Here is a 20,799-nt window from a genome sequence, read left to right on the forward strand (position 1 = left end):
GAAACGACAGACAAATAATCCGGACAGACATTCCAGAAATTAAAATCAGAGATGATTTATTTAATCGCATGGCCCATGCTGAATGCTCACTCTTGTCTGAGGCTGATTTCGTTATGACAACTGACAGAAGCGTTTTTTATATCTCCGATGGTACGGCCATTACGGCTGAGGTGCTGGGTCATGCGGTGCTGTCGCAGTTTCCGGTCAATATCACCAGCCTGACGCTGCCGTTTGTGGAAAATGTTCAGCGGGCGCTGGCGGTTAAAGCCCAGATTAACGCGCTCTATCAGCAGAGCGGTGTCCGGCCGCTGGTCTTTTTCTCCATCGTGACGCCGGAAGTGCGCGACATCATCGTACAGAGTGACGGCTTTTGTCAGGATATCGTCCAGGCGCTGGTCGCCCCGCTTCAGCAGGAGCTGGGGTTATCGCCCGCGCCGGTGGCACACCGTACCCATGGACTGGATGCCAGTAACCTGGGTAAATATGACGCACGTATCGCGGCCATCGATTACACCCTGGCGCATGATGACGGCATCTCGCTGCGCGGACTGGAAGATGCGCAGGTGATTCTGTTAGGCGTCTCACGCTGTGGCAAAACCCCCACCAGCCTCTATCTGGCAATGCAGTTTGGTATTCGCGCCGCCAACTATCCATTCATTGCCGACGATATGGATAACCTTAAACTCCCGCCCGCGCTGCGCGCGCATCAGAATAAACTGTTCGGGCTGACCATCGACCCGGAACGGCTGGCTGCGATACGTCAGGAGCGGGCGGAAAATACCCGTTACGCCTCGATGCGTCAGTGCCGGCTGGAGGTGGGCGAAGTGGAAGCGCTGTTTCGCACTCATCAGATCCGCTATCTCAACAGCACCAACTACTCCGTGGAGGAGATTGCGACCAAAATTCTCGACATTATGGGCCTGACTCGCCGCATGTACTGATGGGTAACCGGCGCTGAACTGTAAAGCGGCGCTGCCGTCGCTTTTGATTTCATTATTAAATTCCGGGTTGAATTCGCAGACTAATGGTTTATTGTGACCACCATCACTTCCCGGTATTTCACCGCTGCGAAGAACCGTTTTCGAGAAACCCATGAACAAAACCGACGAACTGCGTACCGCACGCATTGGTAGTCTGATTACCCCCGCCAGCCTGGCGGCTGAGCATCCTGTCTCTCCGGCAATTGCCGACAATGTCACCGCTGCCCGTAAACGTATTGCCCGTATTCTGACTGGTGAAGATCCCCGCCTGCTGGTGGTGATTGGCCCCTGCTCGCTGCACGACCCGAAAGCGGCACTGGAATATGCTGAGCGTCTGAACGCGTTACGCCGCCGCTATGAAGATCGGCTGGAGATTGTGATGCGTGCCTACTTTGAAAAGCCGCGCACCGTAGTGGGCTGGAAAGGCTTAATCTCCGATCCGGATCTGGATGGGAGCTACGATGTGAACCGCGGCATAGGCATCGCCCGCCAGCTGCTGATTGATATCAACGCGCTGGGCCTGCCTACCGCCACGGAATTCCTGGATATGGTGATCGGCCAGTTTATTGCCGATCTGATTAGCTGGGGCGCGATTGGCGCACGCACCACCGAAAGCCAGATCCACCGCGAAATGGCATCGGCCCTCTCCTGCCCGGTCGGCTTTAAAAACGGCACCGATGGTAACGTACAGATTGCCGTGGATGCGATTCGCGCCGCGCGCGCCAGCCACATGTTCCTTTCGCCCGATAAGCTGGGCCAGATGACTATCTATCAGACCAGCGGCAACCCGCATGGTCATGTGATCCTGCGTGGCGGCAAACAGCCTAACTATCATGCCAGTGATGTCGCCGCCGCAGCCGAAAGTCTGTCGGCATTTAATCTGCCACAGCAGCTGGTGATCGACTTCAGTCACGGTAACTGCCTGAAGCAGCATCGTCGTCAGATGGATGTCGCGGCAGAGGTGGCAGAACAGATTAAAGCGGGATCGCAGGCCGTTGCTGGTGTGATGATTGAAAGCTTCCTGGAAGAGGGCAATCAGAAAGTCGTCAGCGGCGAACCGCTGGTCTATGGCAAGTCGATTACCGATCCCTGCCTCGGCTGGCAGGAGAGCGAAAAGGTGCTCGCCCTGCTGGCCGAGGCGGTTTCTCACCGCCTCTGAGTCTGCATCAGCTGGAGCAGCTCACTTCCAGGGTTTTGCCCCAGTCTGGCGGCCGCTGACGATATTCAGCGGCTGTCTGATCGCTAAAGGGTTGCTGTAACGCCTGATGCAGACGTGCCAGCGCCCCCTGCTCTCCCCGCTCCGCCTCTTCAATCGCCTGCTGCGCCAGATAGTTGCGCAGAATCACCGCCGGATTGGCCGCCTTCATCACGGCCTGACGTTCTGCATCGCTGACCTGCTCATCCATCAGACGGCTGCGGTAGCGCTGATACCAGCTATCAAACGCCTCACGATCGATAAACTCATCCCGCAGCGGTGAACGGCTGTCAGCCTGTTGCGTCTCACTAAGCAGGCGGAACGTCAGGGTGTAATCGCTATGCTCCTGCGTCATCAGTGCCAGCAGATCGGTCAGAATCTCATTATCGCTGCTCTGCTGCGTCAGCAGACCGAGTTTCGCCCGCATCCGTTCGCCCCAGACCCGCATCAGTTCAGGTTCGTAGGCGCTCAGTGCCGTCCGCAACTGCTCGGTGGTCAGCAGACCCGACAGCGCATGTGCCAGCCGGTTAAGATTCCACATACCGATCATTGGCTGATTTTCAAAGCTGTAGCGCCCCTGATAGTCGCTGTGATTACAGATGAAGTCAGGCTGATAATCATCCAGAAAACCAAAGGGGCCATAGTCGATGGTCAGACCCAGAATCGACATGTTGTCCGTGTTCATCACTCCATGAGCAAAGCCCACGCTCTGCCACAGCGCAATCAGACTCGCAGTGCGTAACACAATGTCGGTAAACCACTGTTGATAGCGGTCTGCTTCAGCGTCCAGATGCGGCCAGTGATGGCGAATGGCGTAGTCGGCCAGTTGCTGCACTTTCTCCTGCTGCTGGCTGTAAAAGAAATGCTCGAAATGACCGAAACGCAGATGACTCGGTGAAATGCGCATCAGCATCGCGCCACGCTCTGTTGTTTCGCGGTAGACCGGTTCATCACCTATCGACAGGGTCAGCGCACGCGTGGTGGGAATGCCCAGATGATGCAGCGCTTCCGAGGCGAGAAACTCACGCACGCTGGAACGGATCACGGCACGACCATCCCCCATGCGGGAATAAGGCGTCAGGCCTGCGCCCTTGAGATGCCAGTCCAGCTTGCTGCCATCCTCCAGACGCTGCTCACCCAGCAGAATGCCGCGCCCGTCGCCAAGCTGGCCCGCCCAGACGCCAAACTGATGGCCGCTGTAGACCTGCGCCAGCGGCTGCATGCCGGGCAGCAGTGCGGCACCGTGCCAGACGGCATGACCCTTATCGGCAAAGAGCGCGCTATCCAGCCCCATTGAGGCTGCAAGCGGTGCGTTATGATACAGCAGGCGTCCGCCTGCCAGTGGCGTGGGGTTCAGCGCGGTGTAACACCCGGTAAGTTCACGGAACCAGGTGTTGTCGAAAGAGGCCTTGCCTGAGGACATTGTTTCTCCCATGCGATGCTCAGCGTTACTTAAGGTTAGTCCTCTAGTGTAACGCTGATAGCGGGGATTAACAGGAAGTATCAGCCGGGATGCTGCGCGGATGGCACACGATCGTCGGCGCAGATCAGTGAATGCAGCGCGTCAGATTTTACCACCGGGAAGAGCGCACCCTGAAACTCGGCACCGCTCAGCTGGCTGACTTTATCCAGCAGCACGTCGTCATCAATGCCACAAATAATGAGCCGGTCACAATGGGCGCGGAAATTATCGATAATGCTCTGAATAAATGGCACGAATGAAGCGCGCTTTGCCAGCGAATGAATAAACTCTTTGTCCAGGCAGATGCAGCTGAATAAATTATCGTAGACCGCATTAGAGGGGGTCTTACCCGCGCCGAAATGAGAAATCGCTAAATTAAACTCAGCATGCAGGCTTGCCAGCAGGGGATTATTTTTTCCCAGTTTTAGTTGCGGAAACGTTTCAGTGATATTCAACAGAATGAATGGCAACTGCTTTATTTTGCGCATCACTAATTCGCTGGCCAGCAGCGTCCGGGCCATGCCTTCATCAATACGTATAAATGCTGACACGGAATGCGCTTCAAAAAAGCCGCGATTCTGCTCCAGCAATCCAATCTGACTTTGCAGCAGGCGCAGCTGCTGCGACTCATCGAGCTGCGGCAGCAACAGATCCTGCGGCAGGGTGATGGGGGCACTTTCATGCACAAACTGCGTGACCAGCTCGACAGCGGTCAGTCGCCCATTAACATCACAGACAGGATAAAACCAGATTTCCGACTGATAGTCGGCCGAAAGATGAATTTTCATTTTAATGCCAGAATATGCGGCGATGGGGATATCGTATAGTAATGGTCAGGCGCAGGCAATAGTGCCAAATCATTGAAGAGACGAACTTCTTTACTCTTCCATTGCCGTTTGGCAGCAGGCGATCACCCTTAAGCCAAATAGTAGCGATAAAACAGCGGTTATTAGTGGAATTAAATAAGCGTTTATTATGTTTATTAAAACCCACGCTCAATAACTGTCATTTAAAATAAACCTTTTACTCTCTGTTTTAACTCTATTTAAAATTGGACTTAAGTCTGATTCCCCGGACCTGCGTTTAAATACGACGGGCCTGCCAGAACACTTTTCGCCAGTAGACATTGTCGAGCGAGGAGCGGATGACGCCCTGGCTGGTTGAGGCATGAATAAAGGCGTTATCGGTGTCATAAATGCCCACATGCAGGCCATTCTCCCCGCGACCGGTTTTGAAGAAGACCAGATCGCCTGGCAGCAGCTCGTCTTTGCTGATTCGGGTGCCGATATCGCTTTGAGCTGAGGTGGTGCGCGGCAGTTGCAGCGCAAATTTATCGCGGAAAGTCAGATAGACAAAGCCGGAGCAGTCAACCCCGTTACGACTCATGCCGCCATAGCGATAAGGCGTCCCACGCCAGTTACCGAGCTGATCGTTCAGTTCCGCAATCACGGTGATCGAATCGGAAAGACGGCCATTAATCGGCGGAGCGTGATGACTGCATCCCGTCAGCAGCAGAACTAAAATCAGCAAACCCAGGCGCATCGCCAAATGTCCTTATCAGAAGTTGCAACCGGCTTAATGTAGCGGTAAAGCCCGCCGGGTAGCAAGTGTCAGGGCAATACGGTCAGCAGCGTGCGTCCTTCAAGTTCAAGCTGCCGGAAAGCAATCTGGTAAATCGGTGTCAGGCGCTGCGGCGTCAGAACCTCAGCCGGTTCACCCTGCGCAATCAACGCTCCCTTATCCATCAGCCAGACCCGATCCGCCTGTTGCAGGCTGTGGTTGAGGTCGTGACTGCTGGCGATAACGCTGATGCCCGCCGCGCACAGGTCGGCAATCAGATCGTCCACCGCTTTTTGCTGGGCGATATCCAGCGCGGTCATGGGCTCATCAAGGATCAGCAGCCGCCCGTGTGGATTGATGTGAGGATCAATCTGCATAAAGACCGCCGCCAGCCTGACGCGCTGCCATTCACCACCGGAGAGCCGGGTCAGTGAACGCGATAACTTATCCTGCAGCTGAAGCCGTTTCAGCAGCGTGCTGAGGCGATCGTCTGTCTGCCCCGCCGCCTGTTTCAGATGCAGACGCAAATAGTGCCAGACCGGCATCTGGCTTAGCGGTGCCTGCAGCTGAGGCAGCCAGCCGCGAACCCGGGCCATCGCTGCGCCATTCCAGTCACTCAGCGGCTGTTCGTCCAGCAGCACCGTGCCGGAGGCGGGCTGCAGTCCCGCAATCACACTGAGTAATGTGCTTTTGCCTGCACCGTTCGGGCCTGCCACGTGCAGCAGCTGACCGGCGGCAAGCTCACCGGTCAGTGGCAGCAGCCGTCCGGGGACGGCGGCCTGTTGCAGGCGCAACAGCATCTATTTTGCCAGCGCCTGCTTAATGGTTTCCAGAATGATCGGATCTTCCGGCGTCATGTCAGGTGCAAAACGCTGGATCACGCTGCCGTCACGGCCAATAAGGAATTTTTCGAAGTTCCACAGAATGTCGCCCTGCTCTTTCGGCGCGCGTCCTTTGCTCTCCATACGCTCGTAAAAGCCGCTGCCTTCCGGGCGCACCGCGTCAGGTCGGGCAGCGATCAGCTGAGCATAGAGCGGATGACGGCCTGCGCCATTCACCTCGGTTTTGGCAAACATCGGGAACGTGACGCCATACGTGGTGCTGCAGAAGGTTTTAATCTCCTCACTGCTGCCCGGCTCCTGCTCCAGAAACTGGTTGCAGGGAAAACCGAGTACGCTGAAGCCCTGATCCTGCCAGGCTTTCTGCAGGTTCTCCAGCTCTTCATATTGCGGCGTCAGACCACATTTCGAGGCAACATTGACCACCAGCAGTACCTTGCCCTGCCATTGTGACAGCGTGGTTTTTTCCCCATCGAGCGTAACCAGTTCAGTTTGATAAATGTTCATGCTGTTTCCTGTTGTGGATGCTGTTGTGGATGCAGAGTCGCCAGCCGAAGCTAGCGTGAAGATTTCACCAGTAAAATAATAAACAGCGGCGCGCCCAGTGTCGCCGTCACGACGCCTATCGGTAATTCCGCCGACGTCAGCGCCAGACGAGCCACAATATCGGCTGCCAGTAATACACCGGCGCCAGCCAGCGCCGATGCCGGCAGCAGATAACGGTGATCGCTGATGCCGCTCATACGCAGCAGATGCGGGATCACCAGTCCGACAAAGCCAATAGCACCGGCCATCGCGACGCTGATGCCGACCAGCCAGCCCATGGCGAGCACCAGCAGGTTACGCCAGTAGAAGAGAGACAGTCCGAGCTGGCGGGCAGATGTCTCGCCCAGCGCCAGCAGATTAAGAATCTGCCCGGTCGCCCCCAGGGCCAGCATCACCGGCAGCAGCGCCAGCATCATCCAGCCATAGCGCCAGTCAATCCCGCTGAATCCGCCCATCATCCAGTACATCAACTGACGCAGATCGAGGCTGGTGCTGAAGTAGACCGCCCAGGTCATGATGGCACTACAGATAATCCCCAGCGCCACGCCGGTAAGCAACAGTCGGGTGACCGAGAGCTGACGATGGGCAAAATGCAGCAGGATGAGCGTAATAATCAGCGCACCGGCCATCGCCGCCAGCCCAAGGCTCCACAGCGAGCCGCTGCCCAGCAGCACGCCGAGCACCAGGCCAATACCGGCACCATTTGAGACGCCGAGCAGGCCGGGCTCCGCCAGCGGATTCGTAAACAGCGCCTGCATCACCACACCGCATACCGCCAGCGATGCCCCGACCAGCACCACCGCCAGACTACGGGGCAGCCGCAACTGCCAGACAAAGAGCCTGCCGCTTTCCGTGAACCAGTCTGAGGGCGCGATCCAGCTGTCACCGGCACACAGGCTGAGACAGAGCAGTGCAGAGAGCATAAGTGCTAACACAATAAGCCATTTCTGGCCGCGCTGGTCGGCCTGGCGCGCGAGCTGGTCGAGCAGAGACATAAGCGGGATTAGCTGAGAAAACAGAGATTTGATTGTAGAGGGATTGCAGAAAAAAGAAAGGCAGATGAGGCGGTTTGCTCTTTGCCGTCAGGGAGATTAACGGGCGCGGGAAGCGGGATTACTGCGTACTGAAACCATGAAAAAAGGCCGCTTGCGCGGCCTTTTTGAAACGCTGAAATTCAGTCAGTCTCTTTGGGTGTAGCGTTCTCTACGCGGCTTTTCAGCTTCTGTCCTGGGCGGAACGTTACTACGCGACGCGCAGTAATCGGAATATCTTCACCCGTTTTCGGGTTTCTGCCAGGACGCTGGTTTTTGTCACGCAGGTCAAAATTACCAAACCCAGACAGTTTTACCTGTTCTCCATTCTCCAAAGCGCGACGTACCTCTTCGAAAAACAGCTCTACTAACTCTTTGGCATCGCGTTTGCTCAGCCCGAGTTTCTCAAACAGGTACTCTGACATCTCAGCTTTTGTAAGCGCCATAGGTTCAATCCCTCAAGGTTGCCTGGAATCGCTCTTTTAATGCCGCAACGCATTTGCCAACGGTCGCGGCAATCTCCTCTTCTTCGAGTGTCCGGCTGGTATCCTGCAAAATCAGGCTGATTGCGAGGCTCTTGTAGCCCTCAGAAACGCCCTTACCGCGGTACACGTCAAACAAGTTTACGCCAACTACCTGATTTACGCCAACTTTCTTACACTCCGCGATGATATCTGCTGCGGGGACGTTTTCAGCCACCACAACGGCAATATCACGACGGTTCGCCGGGAAGCGAGAAATCTCGCGCGCGTCAGGCAGGACGCGGTCTGCGACCTTATTCCAAAGCAGTTCAAAGACTAAGGTGCGGCCATTGAGATCAAGCTTACGTTCCAGCTCAGGATGAACCACGCCGATAAATCCGATATGTTCATCATGCAAATAAATCGCCGCGCTCTGTCCTGGATGCAACGCCGGATTCGCTTCAGCACGGAAGCTGATGTCATCCAGTTTGCCGGTTAAATCGAGCAGCGATTCTAAATCGCCTTTCAAATCATAGAAGTCAACTGTCTGACGCGCCAGATCCCAGTGCTCTTCAACGCGGTTACCGCTGATGACGCCAGCCAGCATAAGATCCTGACGGATGCCCAAATCTGCCTGGGTATCCGGCACAAAACGTAAGCCGCTCTCAAACAGGCGCACGCGGCTCTGCTGACGGTTCTGGTTGTAGACTACCGCGCTAAGCAGGCCGGTCCAGAGTGAGAGACGCATGGTCGACATATCGCTGGAGATTGGGCTCGGCAGCAACAGCGCCTCTTCACCCGGGTGCAGCAGCTGCTGAATTTTCGGATCGACGAAGCTATAGGTAATCGCTTCCTGATAGCCCTTGTCCACCAGCAGGTTTTTCGCGCGCTTCAGCGACAGATTCGCTTCGCGATGCTGAGTCATCACCAGACCCGCCTGTACCGGCACATCCGGAATGTTGTTGTAGCCGTAAATACGGGCCACTTCTTCAACCAGATCTTCTTCAATCGCCATATCGAAGCGCCAGCTCGGGGCGACGGCCTGCCACTGCCCTTCACCCACGGTCACTTCACAGCCGAGGCGCGTCAGAATGTCAGTCACCTGCACATCTGCGATCACGTGGCCAATCAGACGGTCCAGCTTTTCACGACGCAGCGTGATCGTCGCTGGCACAGGCAGGGCTGCCTGATGAGTCTGATCGATGATCGGGCCCGCTTCACCGCCGCAGATTGACAGCAGCAGCTGGGTAGCACGCTCCAGTGCGGTGTGTTGCAGCGCCGGATCAACACCACGCTCGTAGCGATGTGACGCGTCGGTATGCAGACCATGACGACGGGCGCGGCCGGTAATAGAGAGCGGATCAAAGTAAGCACACTCGAACAGGATATTCTGCGTTTCGCCGTTCACGCCCGAATGTTCGCCACCAAAGATACCAGCCATCGCCAGCGCTTTCTGATGATCGGCGATCACTAAGGTATCACTCTGCAGGCTGGCTTCAGTGCCATCCAGCAGCGTCAGCTTTTCGCCTTCTTTCGCCATACGCACCACGATACCGCCGTCGATGCGGTCGAGATCGAAGGCGTGCATCGGCTGACCCAGCTCCAGCAGAACGTAGTTAGTGATATCCACCACCGGATCGATAGAACGAATACCACAACGACGCAGCTTCTCTTTCATCCACAATGGCGTTGACGCCTTTACGTTAATCCCTTTTACTACACGGCCCAGATAGCGTGGACAGGCTTCTGTCGCGTCAACCTGAATCGGGAAAGTGTCGTTCAGCGTCGCAGCGACCGGCTGCATCTCCGGCACGTTCAGTGGCAAACCATTGAGGACGGCGACATCACGGGCGATACCGATAAGACCCAGACAGTCAGCGCGGTTAGGCGTGACGCTGATTTCGATGGTGTTGTCATCAAGCTGCAGGTAGGCGCGGATGTCGGTGCCAATCGGCGCATCGGCTGGCAGTTCGATGATGCCGTTGTGGTCGTCGGAAATCCCCAGCTCGGAGAAAGAGCAGAGCATGCCTTCAGACGGCTCGCCACGCAGTTTGGCCGCTTTGATTTTGAAATCACCTGGCAGCACGGCTCCGACGGTGGCGACGGCGACTTTCAGTCCCTGACGGCAGTTCGGCGCGCCACAGACGATATCCAGCAGGCGATCGCCGCCCACATTGATTTTGGTCACACGCAGCTTGTCTGCATTCGGGTGCTGGCCGCACTCCACCACTTCCCCGACCACGACGCCGTGGAACGCACCGGCAACCGGATCAACGCCGTCGACTTCCAGACCGGCCATAGTGATTTGTTCAGACAGCGCAGCGCTGTCCAGGGCTGGATTTACCCATTCGCGTAACCAGAGTTCACTGAATTTCATTGGATATCCTGCCCTTACTTAAATTGTTTGAGGAAACGTAAATCATTTTCAAAGAAGGCACGCAGATCGGTCACGCCGTAGCGCAACATGGTCAGACGCTCCATGCCCATACCAAAGGCGAAACCGGAGTAGACTTCCGGATCGATGCCGACATTGCGCAGCACGTTAGGGTGAACCATGCCGCAACCCAGCACTTCCAGCCACTTGCCGTTTTTACCCATGACGTCAACTTCTGCTGATGGCTCAGTAAACGGGAAATAGGAGGGACGGAAACGAATCTGCAGATCTTCTTCGAAGAAGTTGTTCAGGAAATCGTGCAGCGTGCCTTTCAGGTTGGTAAAGCTGATGTTTTTATCCACAATCAGCCCTTCCATCTGATGGAACATCGGGGTATGGGTCTGATCGTAATCGTTACGGTAAACGCGGCCCGGCGCAATAATGCGAATCGGCGGCTGCTGAGCCTTCATGGTACGGATCTGCACGCCGGACGTCTGGGTACGCAGCAGGCGCGTGGCGTCAAACCAGAAGGTGTCATGATCGGCACGGGCCGGGTGATGGGCAGGAATATTCAGCGCATCGAAGTTATGGTAATCATCTTCAATTTCTGGACCGGTTACGACGCCAAAGCCTAACTCACCAAAGAAGGTCTCAATGCGATCCATGGTGCGGGTTACCGGATGCAGGCCGCCATTCTCAATGCGACGACCTGGCAGAGAGACATCAATGGTCTCTTCAGCCAGACGGGCATTCAGCACCGCAGCTTCCAGGGCATCTTTGCGCGCATTCAGACGCTCAGTCACCTGCTGCTTCGCTTCATTGATTACCGCACCCGCTGCCGGGCGCTCTTCGGCTGGCAGCTCGCGTAACGTAGTCATCTGCAGTGTCAGATGTCCTTTCTTACCCAGGTATTCGACGCGCACCGCGTCAAGGGCGGCGATATCCGTCGCCCCGTCGATGGCCGCCGTGGCGCTGGCCACCAGTTCTGCGAGTTGGGACATAGTTTCCTCTTTTTCCAGTCAGGCTGGTCAGTTCTCGTTGGGACCTGCCGGTCCAATATGCTAGCGCCAGAAACAAAAAAGCCTCCACGAGGGAGGCTTTTAGCGCGATTTTTCGTTTCTTTTCTTATGCGCAAAAGCCCCTGGATGTCAGGCGCTAAAGTAAAAAAAGAAACGGAAAATAGCAGCGTTCATGCTTGCGGTTACCTTGTCATGCGATACAGGGGGTCTATTGAAATGCTCAGCGCCGGAAATGTCAATCTTTTGCGTAAGTTACAGGCAATAAAAAAGGGAGCAAGCTCCCTTTTCCATCTGACTTACGCCAGGGCTGATTTCGCTTTTTCGACCAGTGCAGAGAATGCCACTTTATCGAATACCGCGATGTCGGCCAGGATCTTACGGTCAATCTCAATGGCTGCTTTTTTCAGACCATTGATGAAACGGCTGTAAGACATGCCGTTCTGACGAGCCGCTGCGTTGATACGCGCGATCCACAGCTGACGGAACTGACGCTTACGTTGACGACGGTCACGGTAAGCATACTGACCAGCTTTGATAACAGCCTGGAAGGCAACGCGGTAAACACGTGAACGTGCACCGTAATAGCCTTTAGCTTGTTTTAAGATTTTTTTGTGACGTGCGCGAGCAACTACACCACGTTTTACACGAGCCATTTAGCTCTCCTGTTTAATATTCTGATTTAATGAAAAAATTACTTATGCGTACGGCAGGCAGGCAATTACCAGACCCAGATCGCCTTTTGACACCATGCCTTTAGGGCGCAGGTGACGTTTACGCTTAGTAGATTTTTTGGTCAGAATATGACGCAGGTTTGCGTGTTTACGCTTGAAGCCGCCAGAAGCGGTCTTGCGGAAACGCTTAGCCGCACCACGTACAGTTTTAATCTTTGGCATTTTAAAAATATCCACTTCGCATTGTTAATAACATGACCCAGACAGGCGAACAGTTAACCGCACAGCGCGAACGCTGCGCGGTTAGTGTTACTTGAAAGCCTACTGTTTCTTCTTAGGAGCGAGCACCATGATCATCTGGCGGCCTTCGATCTTCGAAGGGAAGGATTCGACAATGGCCAAATCCAGATCTTCACACAGGTCTTTACGGACGCGGTTAAGCACTTCCATACCGATCTGCTGGTGCGCCATCTCACGACCGCGGAAACGCAGCGTGATTTTGGCTTTATCGCCTTCTTCCAGAAAGCGAATCAGGTTGCGTAGTTTGACCTGATAGTCGCCATCATCGGTTCCAGGACGGAATTTGATTTCCTTAACCTGAATAACTTTTTGCTTCTTCTTCTGTTCCTTAGAAGATTTGCTTTTTTCATAGAGGAACTTGCCGTAATCCATGATGCGGCAGACCGGCGGTTCGGCATTCGGGCTGATTTCGACTAAGTCGCCGCCCGCTTCCTCGGCTTTTTCCAAAGCTTCGCGTAATGTGACAATGCCAATCGGCTCGCCATCCATGCCTGTTAAGCGCACTTCAGTTGCGCGGATTTCACTGTTGATTTTGTTCGGACGCGTCGGTAGTACTCGTTTTCCGCCTTTAATACTTTATTCCTCCAATTGTTGAAGATTTCGGCTGCGAATCTCTTGTTGAAGTTTCTCAACAAACACATCGACATCCATCGACCCAAGGTCTTTACCACGGCGGGTGCGAACGGCAACTTTGCCAGATTCCACCTCTTTATCACCGCAGACCAACATATAAGGGACGCGACGTAATGTGTGCTCGCGGATTTTAAAGCCTATCTTCTCATTTCTCAAGTCTGCCTTCACACGAATGCCAGCATTCTGCAGCTTACGCGTCAAAGACTCAACATATTCTGCTTGTCCGTCGGTAATATTCATTACCACGACTTGCAGCGGTGCCAGCCAGGTTGGGAAGAAACCGGCGAATTCTTCGGTCAGAATACCGATGAAACGCTCCATTGACCCCAGAATCGCACGGTGAATCATCACTGGCGTCTGACGATCATTGTTTTCACCCACGTAGGTTGCTTCAAGGCGTTTTGGCAGGGAGAAGTCTAGCTGAACTGTTCCGCACTGCCAGGCGCGATCAAGACAATCGTACAAAGTAAACTCAATTTTAGGACCGTAGAACGCGCCTTCGCCTGGCTGGAACTCAAACTCAATATTGTTTTCGTTCAGCGCCGCAGCCAGATCTTCCTCGGCACGATCCCACATCTCATCCGTACCGATGCGCTTCTCAGGACGGGTGGATAACTTCACCACAATCTTTTCAAAACCGAAGGTGCTGTACATGTCATAAACCATGCGGATACAGCTGTTCACTTCGTCACGCACCTGCTCTTCAGTACAGAAGACGTGTGCATCATCCTGGGTAAAGCCACGAACACGCATCAGGCCGTGCAGTGCGCCTGAGGGTTCATTACGGTGACAGCTGCCGAACTCTGCCATACGCAGCGGCAGGTCACGGTAGGATTTCAGACCCTGATTAAAGATCTGAACATGCCCAGGACAGTTCATCGGTTTGATGCAATATTCACGGTTCTCAGATGAGGTGGTGAACATTGCTTCTTTATAGTTTTCCCAGTGCCCGGTTTTTTCCCACAGGACGCGATCCATCATGAATGGACCTTTAACTTCCTGGTACTGGTACTCTTTTAACTTGCTGCGGACAAACACTTCCAGCTCGCGGAAGATGGTCCAGCCGTCATTATGCCAGAAGACCATGCCTGGTGCTTCTTCCTGCATGTGATAGAGATCCAGCTGCTTACCAATCTTACGATGGTCACGCTTCGCCGCCTCTTCCAGACGCTGCAGATAGGCTGCCAGCTGCTTTTTGTCTGCCCATGCGGTGCCATAAATACGCTGCAGCATTTTGTTGTTGCTGTCGCCGCGCCAGTAGGCACCGGAGATCTTCTGCAGTTTAAAATGATGGCAGAACCGCATGTTCGGCACGTGCGGACCGCGGCACATGTCGACATATTCTTCGTGATGATACAGGCCAGGCTTATCGTCATGGCTGATGTTTTCATCAAGAATGGTGGTCTTGTAAATTTCGCCGCGCGCCGCAAAGACGTCGCGAGCTTCCTGCCAGCTGACCTTCTTTTTCACCACATCGTAGTTGGTTTCAGCCAACTGATGCATGCGTTTTTCCAGCAGGTCGATATCTTCCTGGGTCAGGGTACGATCGATGTCGACATCATAATAGAAGCCGTTATCAATGACCGGGCCAATCGCCATTTTGGTATCCGGCCACAGCTGTTTAATCGCATGCCCTAACAGGTGCGCACAGGAGTGACGGATGATTTCCAGACCCGCTTCATCTTTAGCGGTAATGATCGCTACGGCGGCATCTTCAGTGATGGGATCAACAGCATCAACCAGTTCACCGTTAACACGGCCAGCGATACAGGCTTTCGCCAGACCAGGACCGATGTCCAGCGCAATATCCATCACACTGACAGGGCGGTCAAACACGCGCTGGCTGCCATCAGGAAGCGTAATTACAGGCATTTCATATCCTTATTTGCAGTGGTAAGCCACACGAAAGCCTACATGCAACGTAATGTAAAATTAGTGACCCGGCGTGATATCAGACCCACATTGTCGGAATGTCGCCAGGATTTCAGTGCGGGGCCGATGATAGCAGTTTTCCCTGGCGAGAAAAACCCATGCCTTTTTCGCTAAGCCCTGGAGAAATCAAAAAAAAGCGGCCTGACACACTGTCAGGCCGCTGTGAATGCTGCTGCAAAAATGCGCTTACATAGCGTAAGAGAGCATGATTGAGGTTTTGGTATCGGTGCGATCAGGCGCAGATTCCGCCGGATTGTTGTTCCAGCTGACGTTGTAAGCCAGCTTCAGCGCGAAGTGGCTGTTGATAGCCACCTGCAGACCAGTTTCGGAGTTCACCGTGGTGTCTTCTCCGAAGCTGCTCAGCACTGACACGCCCTGAATAAATTTAGTGGTGTCGGTCAGCTGCCACTGATAGCTGACTGCGCCATAGCCCAGCGCTTTGGTCTGATGACCACCCGCGTGATAATCGTCATAACGTACACCCGGACCCAATTCCGCACGCAGCGAGTGCACCGGTCCATTCAGAATCTGACGACCGTAACCGGCTGTCAGCACGTCGCGTGAATCGTAGCCATTGAAACGATCGCTTAACCAGCTCGCCTGTCCAAACAGGTAGTCATACGAGTTGAGGTTGTAACGTGAACGACCACCGATGTTGTAAGTTTCAGAAGAGCGCTCATCGTTTGACGAGGTGTTGGCTGCGTTACCCCACAAGCTGTAAGCCATAGATGACTGATACCAGGTCATATTGGTCTGAGCCGTCATTGATGAACTGGTGGTGTTACCGGTTTGCGCCAGATATCCCGCAGCAGCAGAACCTTCAAACGGCTTTTTAGCTGTTGAAGGGTCATCCATTGACGTAAATACGGCGTTATCGGCCATTGCCTGGTGACAAAAAGCTCCGGCGGAGAGCAAAAGAACAGCAGACAGCTTGTTATAGGCTTTCATTAAATGTGATCCGTGCGACTGTTTAAAAAACGGAGAGTCTGAAGCGTTTTGCCGGGCATTCAATGCAATTTACGGTAAGTTTTGTAAAAAATTATTAACTTACACAAAATGCCTGGAATCGCCCTGACAACCCCTGTTAATTGGGACTCATCTTATTAACGTGGCGCATTATAGTGCTGCCCAAATGAAAAGCCAGACGCAACGGCAGAAGATTTTTACGTTATGCTGCTGGCTCCTGACACGAATTTACGCTATGCATCACGTCACACACACGGCATCTCCTTCATAATTCGCCTGATTTTTCACCATGGTCTACGCTCAGTTCAGTTTCCCTTCCCCGGAGGTGCCTCATGAGCAACACCTTAACCCGCTATATCGTGACCTTTCACTATCAGGAGTCGGGTTTAAGTGACATCCTGGAGTTGACCAGCGCAATGACCGCCGCAGGTTTCACGACCACGATGACAGATGACGACGGCCATCCGCATGAACTCGGTACGAACAGCTATGGCATCGTCAGCACGCTGGAGGCTGAGGATCTGCGGCAACAGGTCACTACGGCCGGTGAAAGCGCGCTGGGTCAGGAACCCGAGGTGACCGTCACGACCTTCGAAGAGTATCTGCGCGATGCTGCCGATCATCGCCCTGCCACCTCAGCGCCAGAATAAAGGGTGCAATTGCGCGGTTTTTGGTGAATATTTACGCAATACAATCGAACTTACGCAGCGAATAACGAGGATAGCCCAATGTGGTCAGCCATTAGTCGTCTGTTAAGCGAGCAGTTAGGCAACGCCGAAATCACTCACCGTCACGCCCTCGCGGGGGGTGATATCCATCCCACCTGGCAGATCCGCTACGGTGATCACGACGTCTTCGTCAAAAGTAACAGCCGCGATATGCTGTCGCTCTTTACCTGGGAAGCAGACCAGCTGGATTTGCTGGCGCGCACCGGCACGGTTCGGGTGCCTAAAGTCTATGGTGTGGGTCATCATCGCGAGGAGAGCTTTCTGCTGCTGGAATATATCAGGCCACAGCCGCTTGATGAGCAGAGTGCATATCAGCTCGGTCAGCAACTGGCGCATCTGCATCAGTGGAGCGAGCAGACGCAGTTCGGCCTCGATTTCGACAATAACATCACCACGACGCCCCAACCCAATAGCTGGCTGCGACGCTGGTCGGTTTTTTTTGCTGAACAGCGCATTGGCTGGCAGCTGCAGCTGGCGGCAGAAAAGGGAATTCAGTACGGGGATACAGAGCTGATCGTTGCCTGCGTGCAGCGGGTACTCGCGTCACATCATCCGCAACCGTCGCTGCTGCATGGCGATCTCTGGCCGGCTAACTGCGCCAGCAGTGAGAGTGGCCCCTGGCTGTTCGACCCTGCCTGCTACTGGGGCGACCGTGAGTGCGATTTAGCCATGCTGAGCTGGTACCCTGACCTGCCTCGCCAGATTTACGACGGTTATCAGGCGGTGTGGCCGCTACCGGATGGTTTTTCGCAGCGTCTGCCGGTCTACCAGCTCTACTATCTGCTCAACCGGGCTAACGTCTTTGGCGGGCACTGGCCAGGCGATGCACAGTTCGCCATTGGCCAGTTGCTGGATGAGGATGCGCTGGGCACCAGTCAGGCCAGACCGGCCTGACGAAAATCGCGGTCAGATAAAGCCCAGCAGCGACAGCGCAAAATAACCGGCTATCGCAATCACCACCGGCAGGACATAGAGCGGGAAGATCTGCAGGAAGATGGTGTGGCGAGGTACGCGCACCTTCTCTTCCAGTTGCTGACGGCTACGCCCTTCACTGCCTTTTGCCTGCTCCAGAATCATCTGATCCTCAATGCCTTCTTTGACGTGACGCGCCTGACGTCCCATCCGCGAGCCTGACGACTCCAGCGCCAGCCCGACAAAAATCAGAATGTAGATCAGCCAGAAACCCAGGTTCATCTGACCGTTAAATTCCGGTACCGGCGAGTTATGCCAGAAGACATTCAGGAATGGCGTGTTAAAGCGCAGCATATCGACGATGACGTGGACGAAATCGAGCATGACGGCATCAATGCCTGGCTGCTTTTCGCTGTGCTTAAACATAAAGCTCAATACAGAAATAATGGTCGACAGCAGCGCCACTAAAAAGAGCACCCAGCCTGCCACTCGCTTGAGGATGGCGATACGGCCAGCCTGTTGATAGGTCATAATATCTCCTGAACCCGGAATCCAATTTGCCGTCAGTTTACCTGCCAACGGTGAAATTTCCCAAATAAAGCGTGGCCTGTCGGGCAGAGCGTGCGCCAGCAAAGAATGATGTTAAGGTAAAGCTGACTTTAAAAGGAGACCCCCTGATGCCTTATCACCGCCCTGTCCTTGCCGCCCTGTTTGATATGGATGGCTTACTCATCGATTCTGAGCCTCTGTGGGATCAGGCTGAGCTGGATATCTTTTCAACGCTGGATGTTGACCTGTCACGGCGCAGTGAAATGCCCGATACCCTGGGTCTGCGCATCGATCAGACTGTTCGGATGTGGTACGAAACGCTGCCGTGGCATGGCCCCTCTCAGCAGGAGGTCACTGAGCGGATTATTACGCGCGCCATGACGCTGGTGGATCAGACGCGGCCACTGCTGCCGGGCGTGGAAACGGCGCTGCAACTGTGCCGGGAACATGGGCTGAAAATCGGCCTTGCCTCCGCATCACCGCTAAAGATGCTGGAACAGGTGCTGGAGATCTTCAATCTGCGCCCTTATTTCGACGTACTGGCTTCAGCAGAAGCGCTGCCCTACAGCAAGCCCCATCCGCAGGTCTATCTCAACGCCGCCGCCAGCCTTGCGATCGATCCGCTCAACTGCGTCACGCTGGAAGATTCGTTTAACGGCATGATCGCCACCAAAGCAGCGCGTATGCGATCGATTGTGGTGCCCGCCGCCGAACACCGTGACGATCCCCGCTGGGCACTGGCGGATGTCCGGCTGGACAATCTGACCCAGCTTAGCCTGCAGCATCTGCAGGGATAATATCAGCCCGCTTATGGCGGGCTTTTTATTGCCTGTTGCACCTGCCACTTGATCTGACCCGCAAAAAATAAAACAACGTTTCATTTTTATTGAATTCCCATCCCGCTCTGCCTAAGATGCCAAAAGCGTCCCCGTTTGGGGCATGAATAACCTGACCTGCAGAGAGGCCTGAGATGGACGTTCGTCAAAGCATTCACAGCGATCACGCTAAGCAACTCGACACTGAAGCACTGCGCCGCGAGTTCCTGATTGAGAAGATATTTACTGCCGATGATTACACCCTGACCTACAGCCATATCGACCGCATCATTATTGGCGGCGTCATGCCGGTGAATAATCCGGTCACTATCGGTGATGAGATGGGAAAACAGCTGGGCGTCGCTTATTTTCTTGAACGCCGCGAGCTGGGCATGATCAATATTGGCGGCCCGGGTCTGGTAGAAGTTGACGGTAAAGCGTGGGAAATCGGTCACGAAGAGGCACTTTACATCGGCAAAGGTGCGCGCAACCTGCTGTTCCGCAGCCTGAACCCGGCGCAGCCGGCCAAATTCTATTACAACAGTGCGCCAGCACACAGCACCTTCCCGGACAAGAAAATCACGCTGCAGGAAGCCGCAACCGCGACGCTGGGTGATGCCGCGACCTCCAATCGCCGCACCATTAACAAATTTATCGTGCCGGATGTGTTGCCCACCTGCCAGCTCACCATGGGCTTAACCAAACTGGATGAAGGCAGCCTGTGGAACACCATGCCCTGCCACACCCACGAACGCCGCATGGAAGTCTATTTCTACTTCGATATGAGCGAAGAGTGCGCCGTCTTCCACATGATGGGGCAACCGCAGCAAACCCGCCATCTGCTGGTACACAACGAGCAGGCGGTGATCTCACCCAGCTGGTCAATTCACGCCGGTGTCGGCACCCAGCGTTACACTTTTATCTGGGGCATGGTGGGTGAGAATCAGGTCTTTGATGACATGGACCACGTCAAAATCAGTGAACTGCGCTGAGCAGAGGAGAAATACCATGGTACTGAGTACGTTTAACCTGGAAGGTAAAGTCGCGCTGGTGACCGGCTGTAACACCGGTTTAGGGCAAGGTATGGCGCTGGGTCTGGCCCAGGCGGGTTGTGATATCGTCGGTGTTAACCGTGATGGCCCGGATGATACCCAAAGTAAAGTGGAGGCGCTGGGTCGCCGGTTCTGGCCGGTACAGGCCGATCTGATGCAGACCAGCGTGGTGGCCTCAGTGGTTGAACAGGCGCTGGCCGCTGCCGGTAAAATTGACATTCTGGTCAACAATGCCGGCATTATCCGCCGTGAGGACGCACTGAATTTCAGTGAGCAGGATTGGGATGACGTGATGAATCTTAACAGCAAGAGCCTGTTTTTCCTGTCGCAGCAGGTTGCCCGTCAGTTTATCGCGCAGGGTAATGGCGGCAAGATCATCAATATCGCCTCCATGCTCTCCTTCCAGGGCGGTATCCGGGTGCCCTCTTATACGGCGTCGAAAAGTGCCGTGATGGGACTGACCCGTCTGATGGCGAACGAGTGGGCAAAACATGGCATTAACGTCAATGCCATCGCTCCCGGTTACATGGCCACCAACAATACGGAACAGCTTCGTAATGATGAGTCGCGCAGTGAAGAGATTCTGGGGCGTATTCCGGCAGGCCGCTGGGGCGTGCCGGATGACATGATGGGCCCGGTAGTCTTCCTGGCCTCTTCCGCGTCTGACTACGTGAATGGCTACACCCTGGCGGTGGATGGCGGCTGGCTGGCGCGTTAATCTTACTGGCGGACAGTGTTTCATCGCTGTCCGCCTTGTTAATAATATTCATGCTT

The 20,799-nt window shown here is 54.6% G+C and carries 23 protein-coding genes and 1 other annotated feature; of the genes, 7 read left to right on the forward strand and 16 right to left on the reverse strand.

All coding sequences use genetic code 11. The features are described 5' to 3' along the window. Nucleotides 1-113 precede the first annotated feature (113 nt). Both ppsR and ACO6VX_RS06010 read left to right on the forward strand, forming a co-directional pair. Nucleotides 114-941: a posphoenolpyruvate synthetase regulatory kinase/phosphorylase PpsR gene (gene ppsR / locus ACO6VX_RS06005; protein WP_010245652.1), complete on the forward strand. Its 828-nt coding sequence runs from the start codon at nucleotides 114-116 to the stop codon at nucleotides 939-941. A 151-nt stretch (nucleotides 942-1,092) separates the two neighbouring features. Then, a complete protein-coding gene (locus ACO6VX_RS06010) occupies nucleotides 1,093-2,139 on the forward strand; it encodes a 3-deoxy-7-phosphoheptulonate synthase (RefSeq protein ID WP_010670032.1) in 1,047 nt (348 codons plus the stop codon). 7 nt (nucleotides 2,140-2,146) lie between these two features. Here the strand turns inward: ACO6VX_RS06010 and ACO6VX_RS06015 are convergent, their stop codons facing one another. From ACO6VX_RS06015 to ACO6VX_RS06085, 15 genes are all read right to left on the reverse strand, one after another. After that, a complete protein-coding gene (locus ACO6VX_RS06015) occupies nucleotides 2,147-3,598 on the reverse strand; it encodes a protein adenylyltransferase SelO (RefSeq protein ID WP_418795669.1) in 1,452 nt (483 codons plus the stop codon). An 80-nt stretch (nucleotides 3,599-3,678) separates the two neighbouring features. Then, the gene (locus ACO6VX_RS06020) at nucleotides 3,679-4,425 is read right to left on the reverse strand and encodes an EAL domain-containing protein (protein ID WP_033757480.1); all 747 of its coding nucleotides are present in this window, start codon (nucleotides 4,423-4,425) and stop codon (nucleotides 3,679-3,681) included. A 295-nt stretch (nucleotides 4,426-4,720) separates the two neighbouring features. Further along, nucleotides 4,721-5,179: a C40 family peptidase gene (locus tag ACO6VX_RS06025; protein WP_010245666.1), complete on the reverse strand. Its 459-nt coding sequence runs from the start codon at nucleotides 5,177-5,179 to the stop codon at nucleotides 4,721-4,723. Between the two features lie 68 nt (nucleotides 5,180-5,247). Beyond that, on the reverse strand, nucleotides 5,248-5,997 hold the full coding sequence (gene btuD, locus ACO6VX_RS06030; protein WP_418795672.1) for a vitamin B12 ABC transporter ATP-binding protein BtuD: 750 nt from the start codon (nucleotides 5,995-5,997) through the stop codon (nucleotides 5,248-5,250). After that, a complete protein-coding gene (locus ACO6VX_RS06035) occupies nucleotides 5,998-6,543 on the reverse strand; it encodes a glutathione peroxidase (RefSeq protein WP_010670029.1) in 546 nt (181 codons plus the stop codon). It lies immediately after the preceding gene. A gap of 50 nt (nucleotides 6,544-6,593) precedes the next feature. Then, a complete protein-coding gene (gene btuC, locus ACO6VX_RS06040) occupies nucleotides 6,594-7,577 on the reverse strand; it encodes a vitamin B12 ABC transporter permease BtuC (RefSeq protein ID WP_010670028.1) in 984 nt (327 codons plus the stop codon). 179 nt (nucleotides 7,578-7,756) lie between these two features. Continuing rightward, entirely contained in the window at nucleotides 7,757-8,059 is a 303-nt protein-coding gene (ihfA, locus tag ACO6VX_RS06045) for an integration host factor subunit alpha (protein WP_003853259.1), read from the reverse strand. Between the two features lie 4 nt (nucleotides 8,060-8,063). Beyond that, nucleotides 8,064-10,451: a phenylalanine--tRNA ligase subunit beta gene (pheT, locus tag ACO6VX_RS06050; RefSeq protein WP_191919313.1), complete on the reverse strand. Its 2,388-nt coding sequence runs from the start codon at nucleotides 10,449-10,451 to the stop codon at nucleotides 8,064-8,066. Between the two features lie 14 nt (nucleotides 10,452-10,465). Further along, the gene (gene pheS, locus ACO6VX_RS06055; RefSeq protein WP_010245680.1) at nucleotides 10,466-11,449 is read right to left on the reverse strand and encodes a phenylalanine--tRNA ligase subunit alpha; all 984 of its coding nucleotides are present in this window, start codon (nucleotides 11,447-11,449) and stop codon (nucleotides 10,466-10,468) included. Between the two features lie 71 nt (nucleotides 11,450-11,520). After that, nucleotides 11,521-11,646, reverse strand: a sequence feature (Phe leader region). Then, nucleotides 11,597-11,641 (reverse strand): pheST operon leader peptide PheM, encoded by a 45-nt coding sequence (pheM, locus tag ACO6VX_RS06060; protein ID WP_106120997.1) that lies wholly within the window; start codon nucleotides 11,639-11,641, stop codon nucleotides 11,597-11,599. (Overlaps the previous feature by 45 nt.) Before the next feature lie 117 nt (nucleotides 11,647-11,763). Next, nucleotides 11,764-12,120 carry a 50S ribosomal protein L20 gene (rplT, locus tag ACO6VX_RS06065; RefSeq protein WP_003853267.1) on the reverse strand — a complete coding sequence of 119 codons (357 nt, stop codon included), beginning with the start codon at nucleotides 12,118-12,120 and terminating at the stop codon, nucleotides 11,764-11,766. Between the two features lie 42 nt (nucleotides 12,121-12,162). Then, on the reverse strand, nucleotides 12,163-12,360 hold the full coding sequence (gene rpmI, locus ACO6VX_RS06070) for a 50S ribosomal protein L35 (protein WP_010245683.1): 198 nt from the start codon (nucleotides 12,358-12,360) through the stop codon (nucleotides 12,163-12,165). A gap of 99 nt (nucleotides 12,361-12,459) precedes the next feature. Continuing rightward, nucleotides 12,460-13,011, reverse strand: coding sequence for a translation initiation factor IF-3 (gene infC, locus ACO6VX_RS06075; RefSeq protein ID WP_029519030.1), 552 nt, complete (start codon nucleotides 13,009-13,011; stop codon nucleotides 12,460-12,462). 3 nt (nucleotides 13,012-13,014) lie between these two features. Next, nucleotides 13,015-14,943 (reverse strand): threonine--tRNA ligase, encoded by a 1,929-nt coding sequence (thrS, locus tag ACO6VX_RS06080; RefSeq protein ID WP_010245687.1) that lies wholly within the window; start codon nucleotides 14,941-14,943, stop codon nucleotides 13,015-13,017. Nucleotides 14,944-15,189: 246 nt separating this feature from the next. Further along, a complete protein-coding gene (locus ACO6VX_RS06085) occupies nucleotides 15,190-15,951 on the reverse strand; it encodes a DUF481 domain-containing protein (protein WP_010245689.1) in 762 nt (253 codons plus the stop codon). Nucleotides 15,952-16,301: 350 nt separating this feature from the next. Here ACO6VX_RS06085 and ghoS point away from each other — a divergent pair, with 350 nt between their 5' ends. Together ghoS and ACO6VX_RS06095 are read left to right on the forward strand one after the other, a co-directional pair. After that, nucleotides 16,302-16,619 (forward strand): type V toxin-antitoxin system endoribonuclease antitoxin GhoS, encoded by a 318-nt coding sequence (gene ghoS / locus ACO6VX_RS06090; protein WP_010670025.1) that lies wholly within the window; start codon nucleotides 16,302-16,304, stop codon nucleotides 16,617-16,619. A gap of 78 nt (nucleotides 16,620-16,697) precedes the next feature. Continuing rightward, the gene (locus ACO6VX_RS06095) at nucleotides 16,698-17,591 is read left to right on the forward strand and encodes a fructosamine kinase family protein (RefSeq protein WP_060680081.1); all 894 of its coding nucleotides are present in this window, start codon (nucleotides 16,698-16,700) and stop codon (nucleotides 17,589-17,591) included. A gap of 12 nt (nucleotides 17,592-17,603) precedes the next feature. On the opposite strand, the gene ACO6VX_RS06100 is transcribed toward ACO6VX_RS06095, so the two are convergent. After that, nucleotides 17,604-18,140, reverse strand: coding sequence for a YniB family protein (locus tag ACO6VX_RS06100; RefSeq protein WP_422457909.1), 537 nt, complete (start codon nucleotides 18,138-18,140; stop codon nucleotides 17,604-17,606). A 146-nt stretch (nucleotides 18,141-18,286) separates the two neighbouring features. On the opposite strand from ACO6VX_RS06100, the gene hxpB reads away from it, so the two are divergent. The 3 genes from hxpB to kduD all read left to right on the forward strand — a co-directional run bounded on the left by hxpB (nucleotide 18,287) and on the right by kduD (nucleotide 20,743). Then, the gene (gene hxpB, locus ACO6VX_RS06105) at nucleotides 18,287-18,955 is read left to right on the forward strand and encodes a hexitol phosphatase HxpB (RefSeq protein WP_039391791.1); all 669 of its coding nucleotides are present in this window, start codon (nucleotides 18,287-18,289) and stop codon (nucleotides 18,953-18,955) included. Nucleotides 18,956-19,128: 173 nt separating this feature from the next. Then, on the forward strand, nucleotides 19,129-19,965 hold the full coding sequence (gene kduI, locus ACO6VX_RS06110; RefSeq protein WP_010245701.1) for a 5-dehydro-4-deoxy-D-glucuronate isomerase: 837 nt from the start codon (nucleotides 19,129-19,131) through the stop codon (nucleotides 19,963-19,965). Nucleotides 19,966-19,981: 16 nt separating this feature from the next. Further along, nucleotides 19,982-20,743 carry a 2-dehydro-3-deoxy-D-gluconate 5-dehydrogenase KduD gene (kduD, locus tag ACO6VX_RS06115; protein ID WP_010245706.1) on the forward strand — a complete coding sequence of 254 codons (762 nt, stop codon included), beginning with the start codon at nucleotides 19,982-19,984 and terminating at the stop codon, nucleotides 20,741-20,743. Nucleotides 20,744-20,799: the final 56 nt, after the last annotated feature.

The organism is Pantoea sp. BJFS-204 (assembly GCF_049310725.1).
Taxonomy (GTDB): Bacteria; Pseudomonadota; Gammaproteobacteria; order Enterobacterales; family Enterobacteriaceae; genus Pantoea; species Pantoea agglomerans.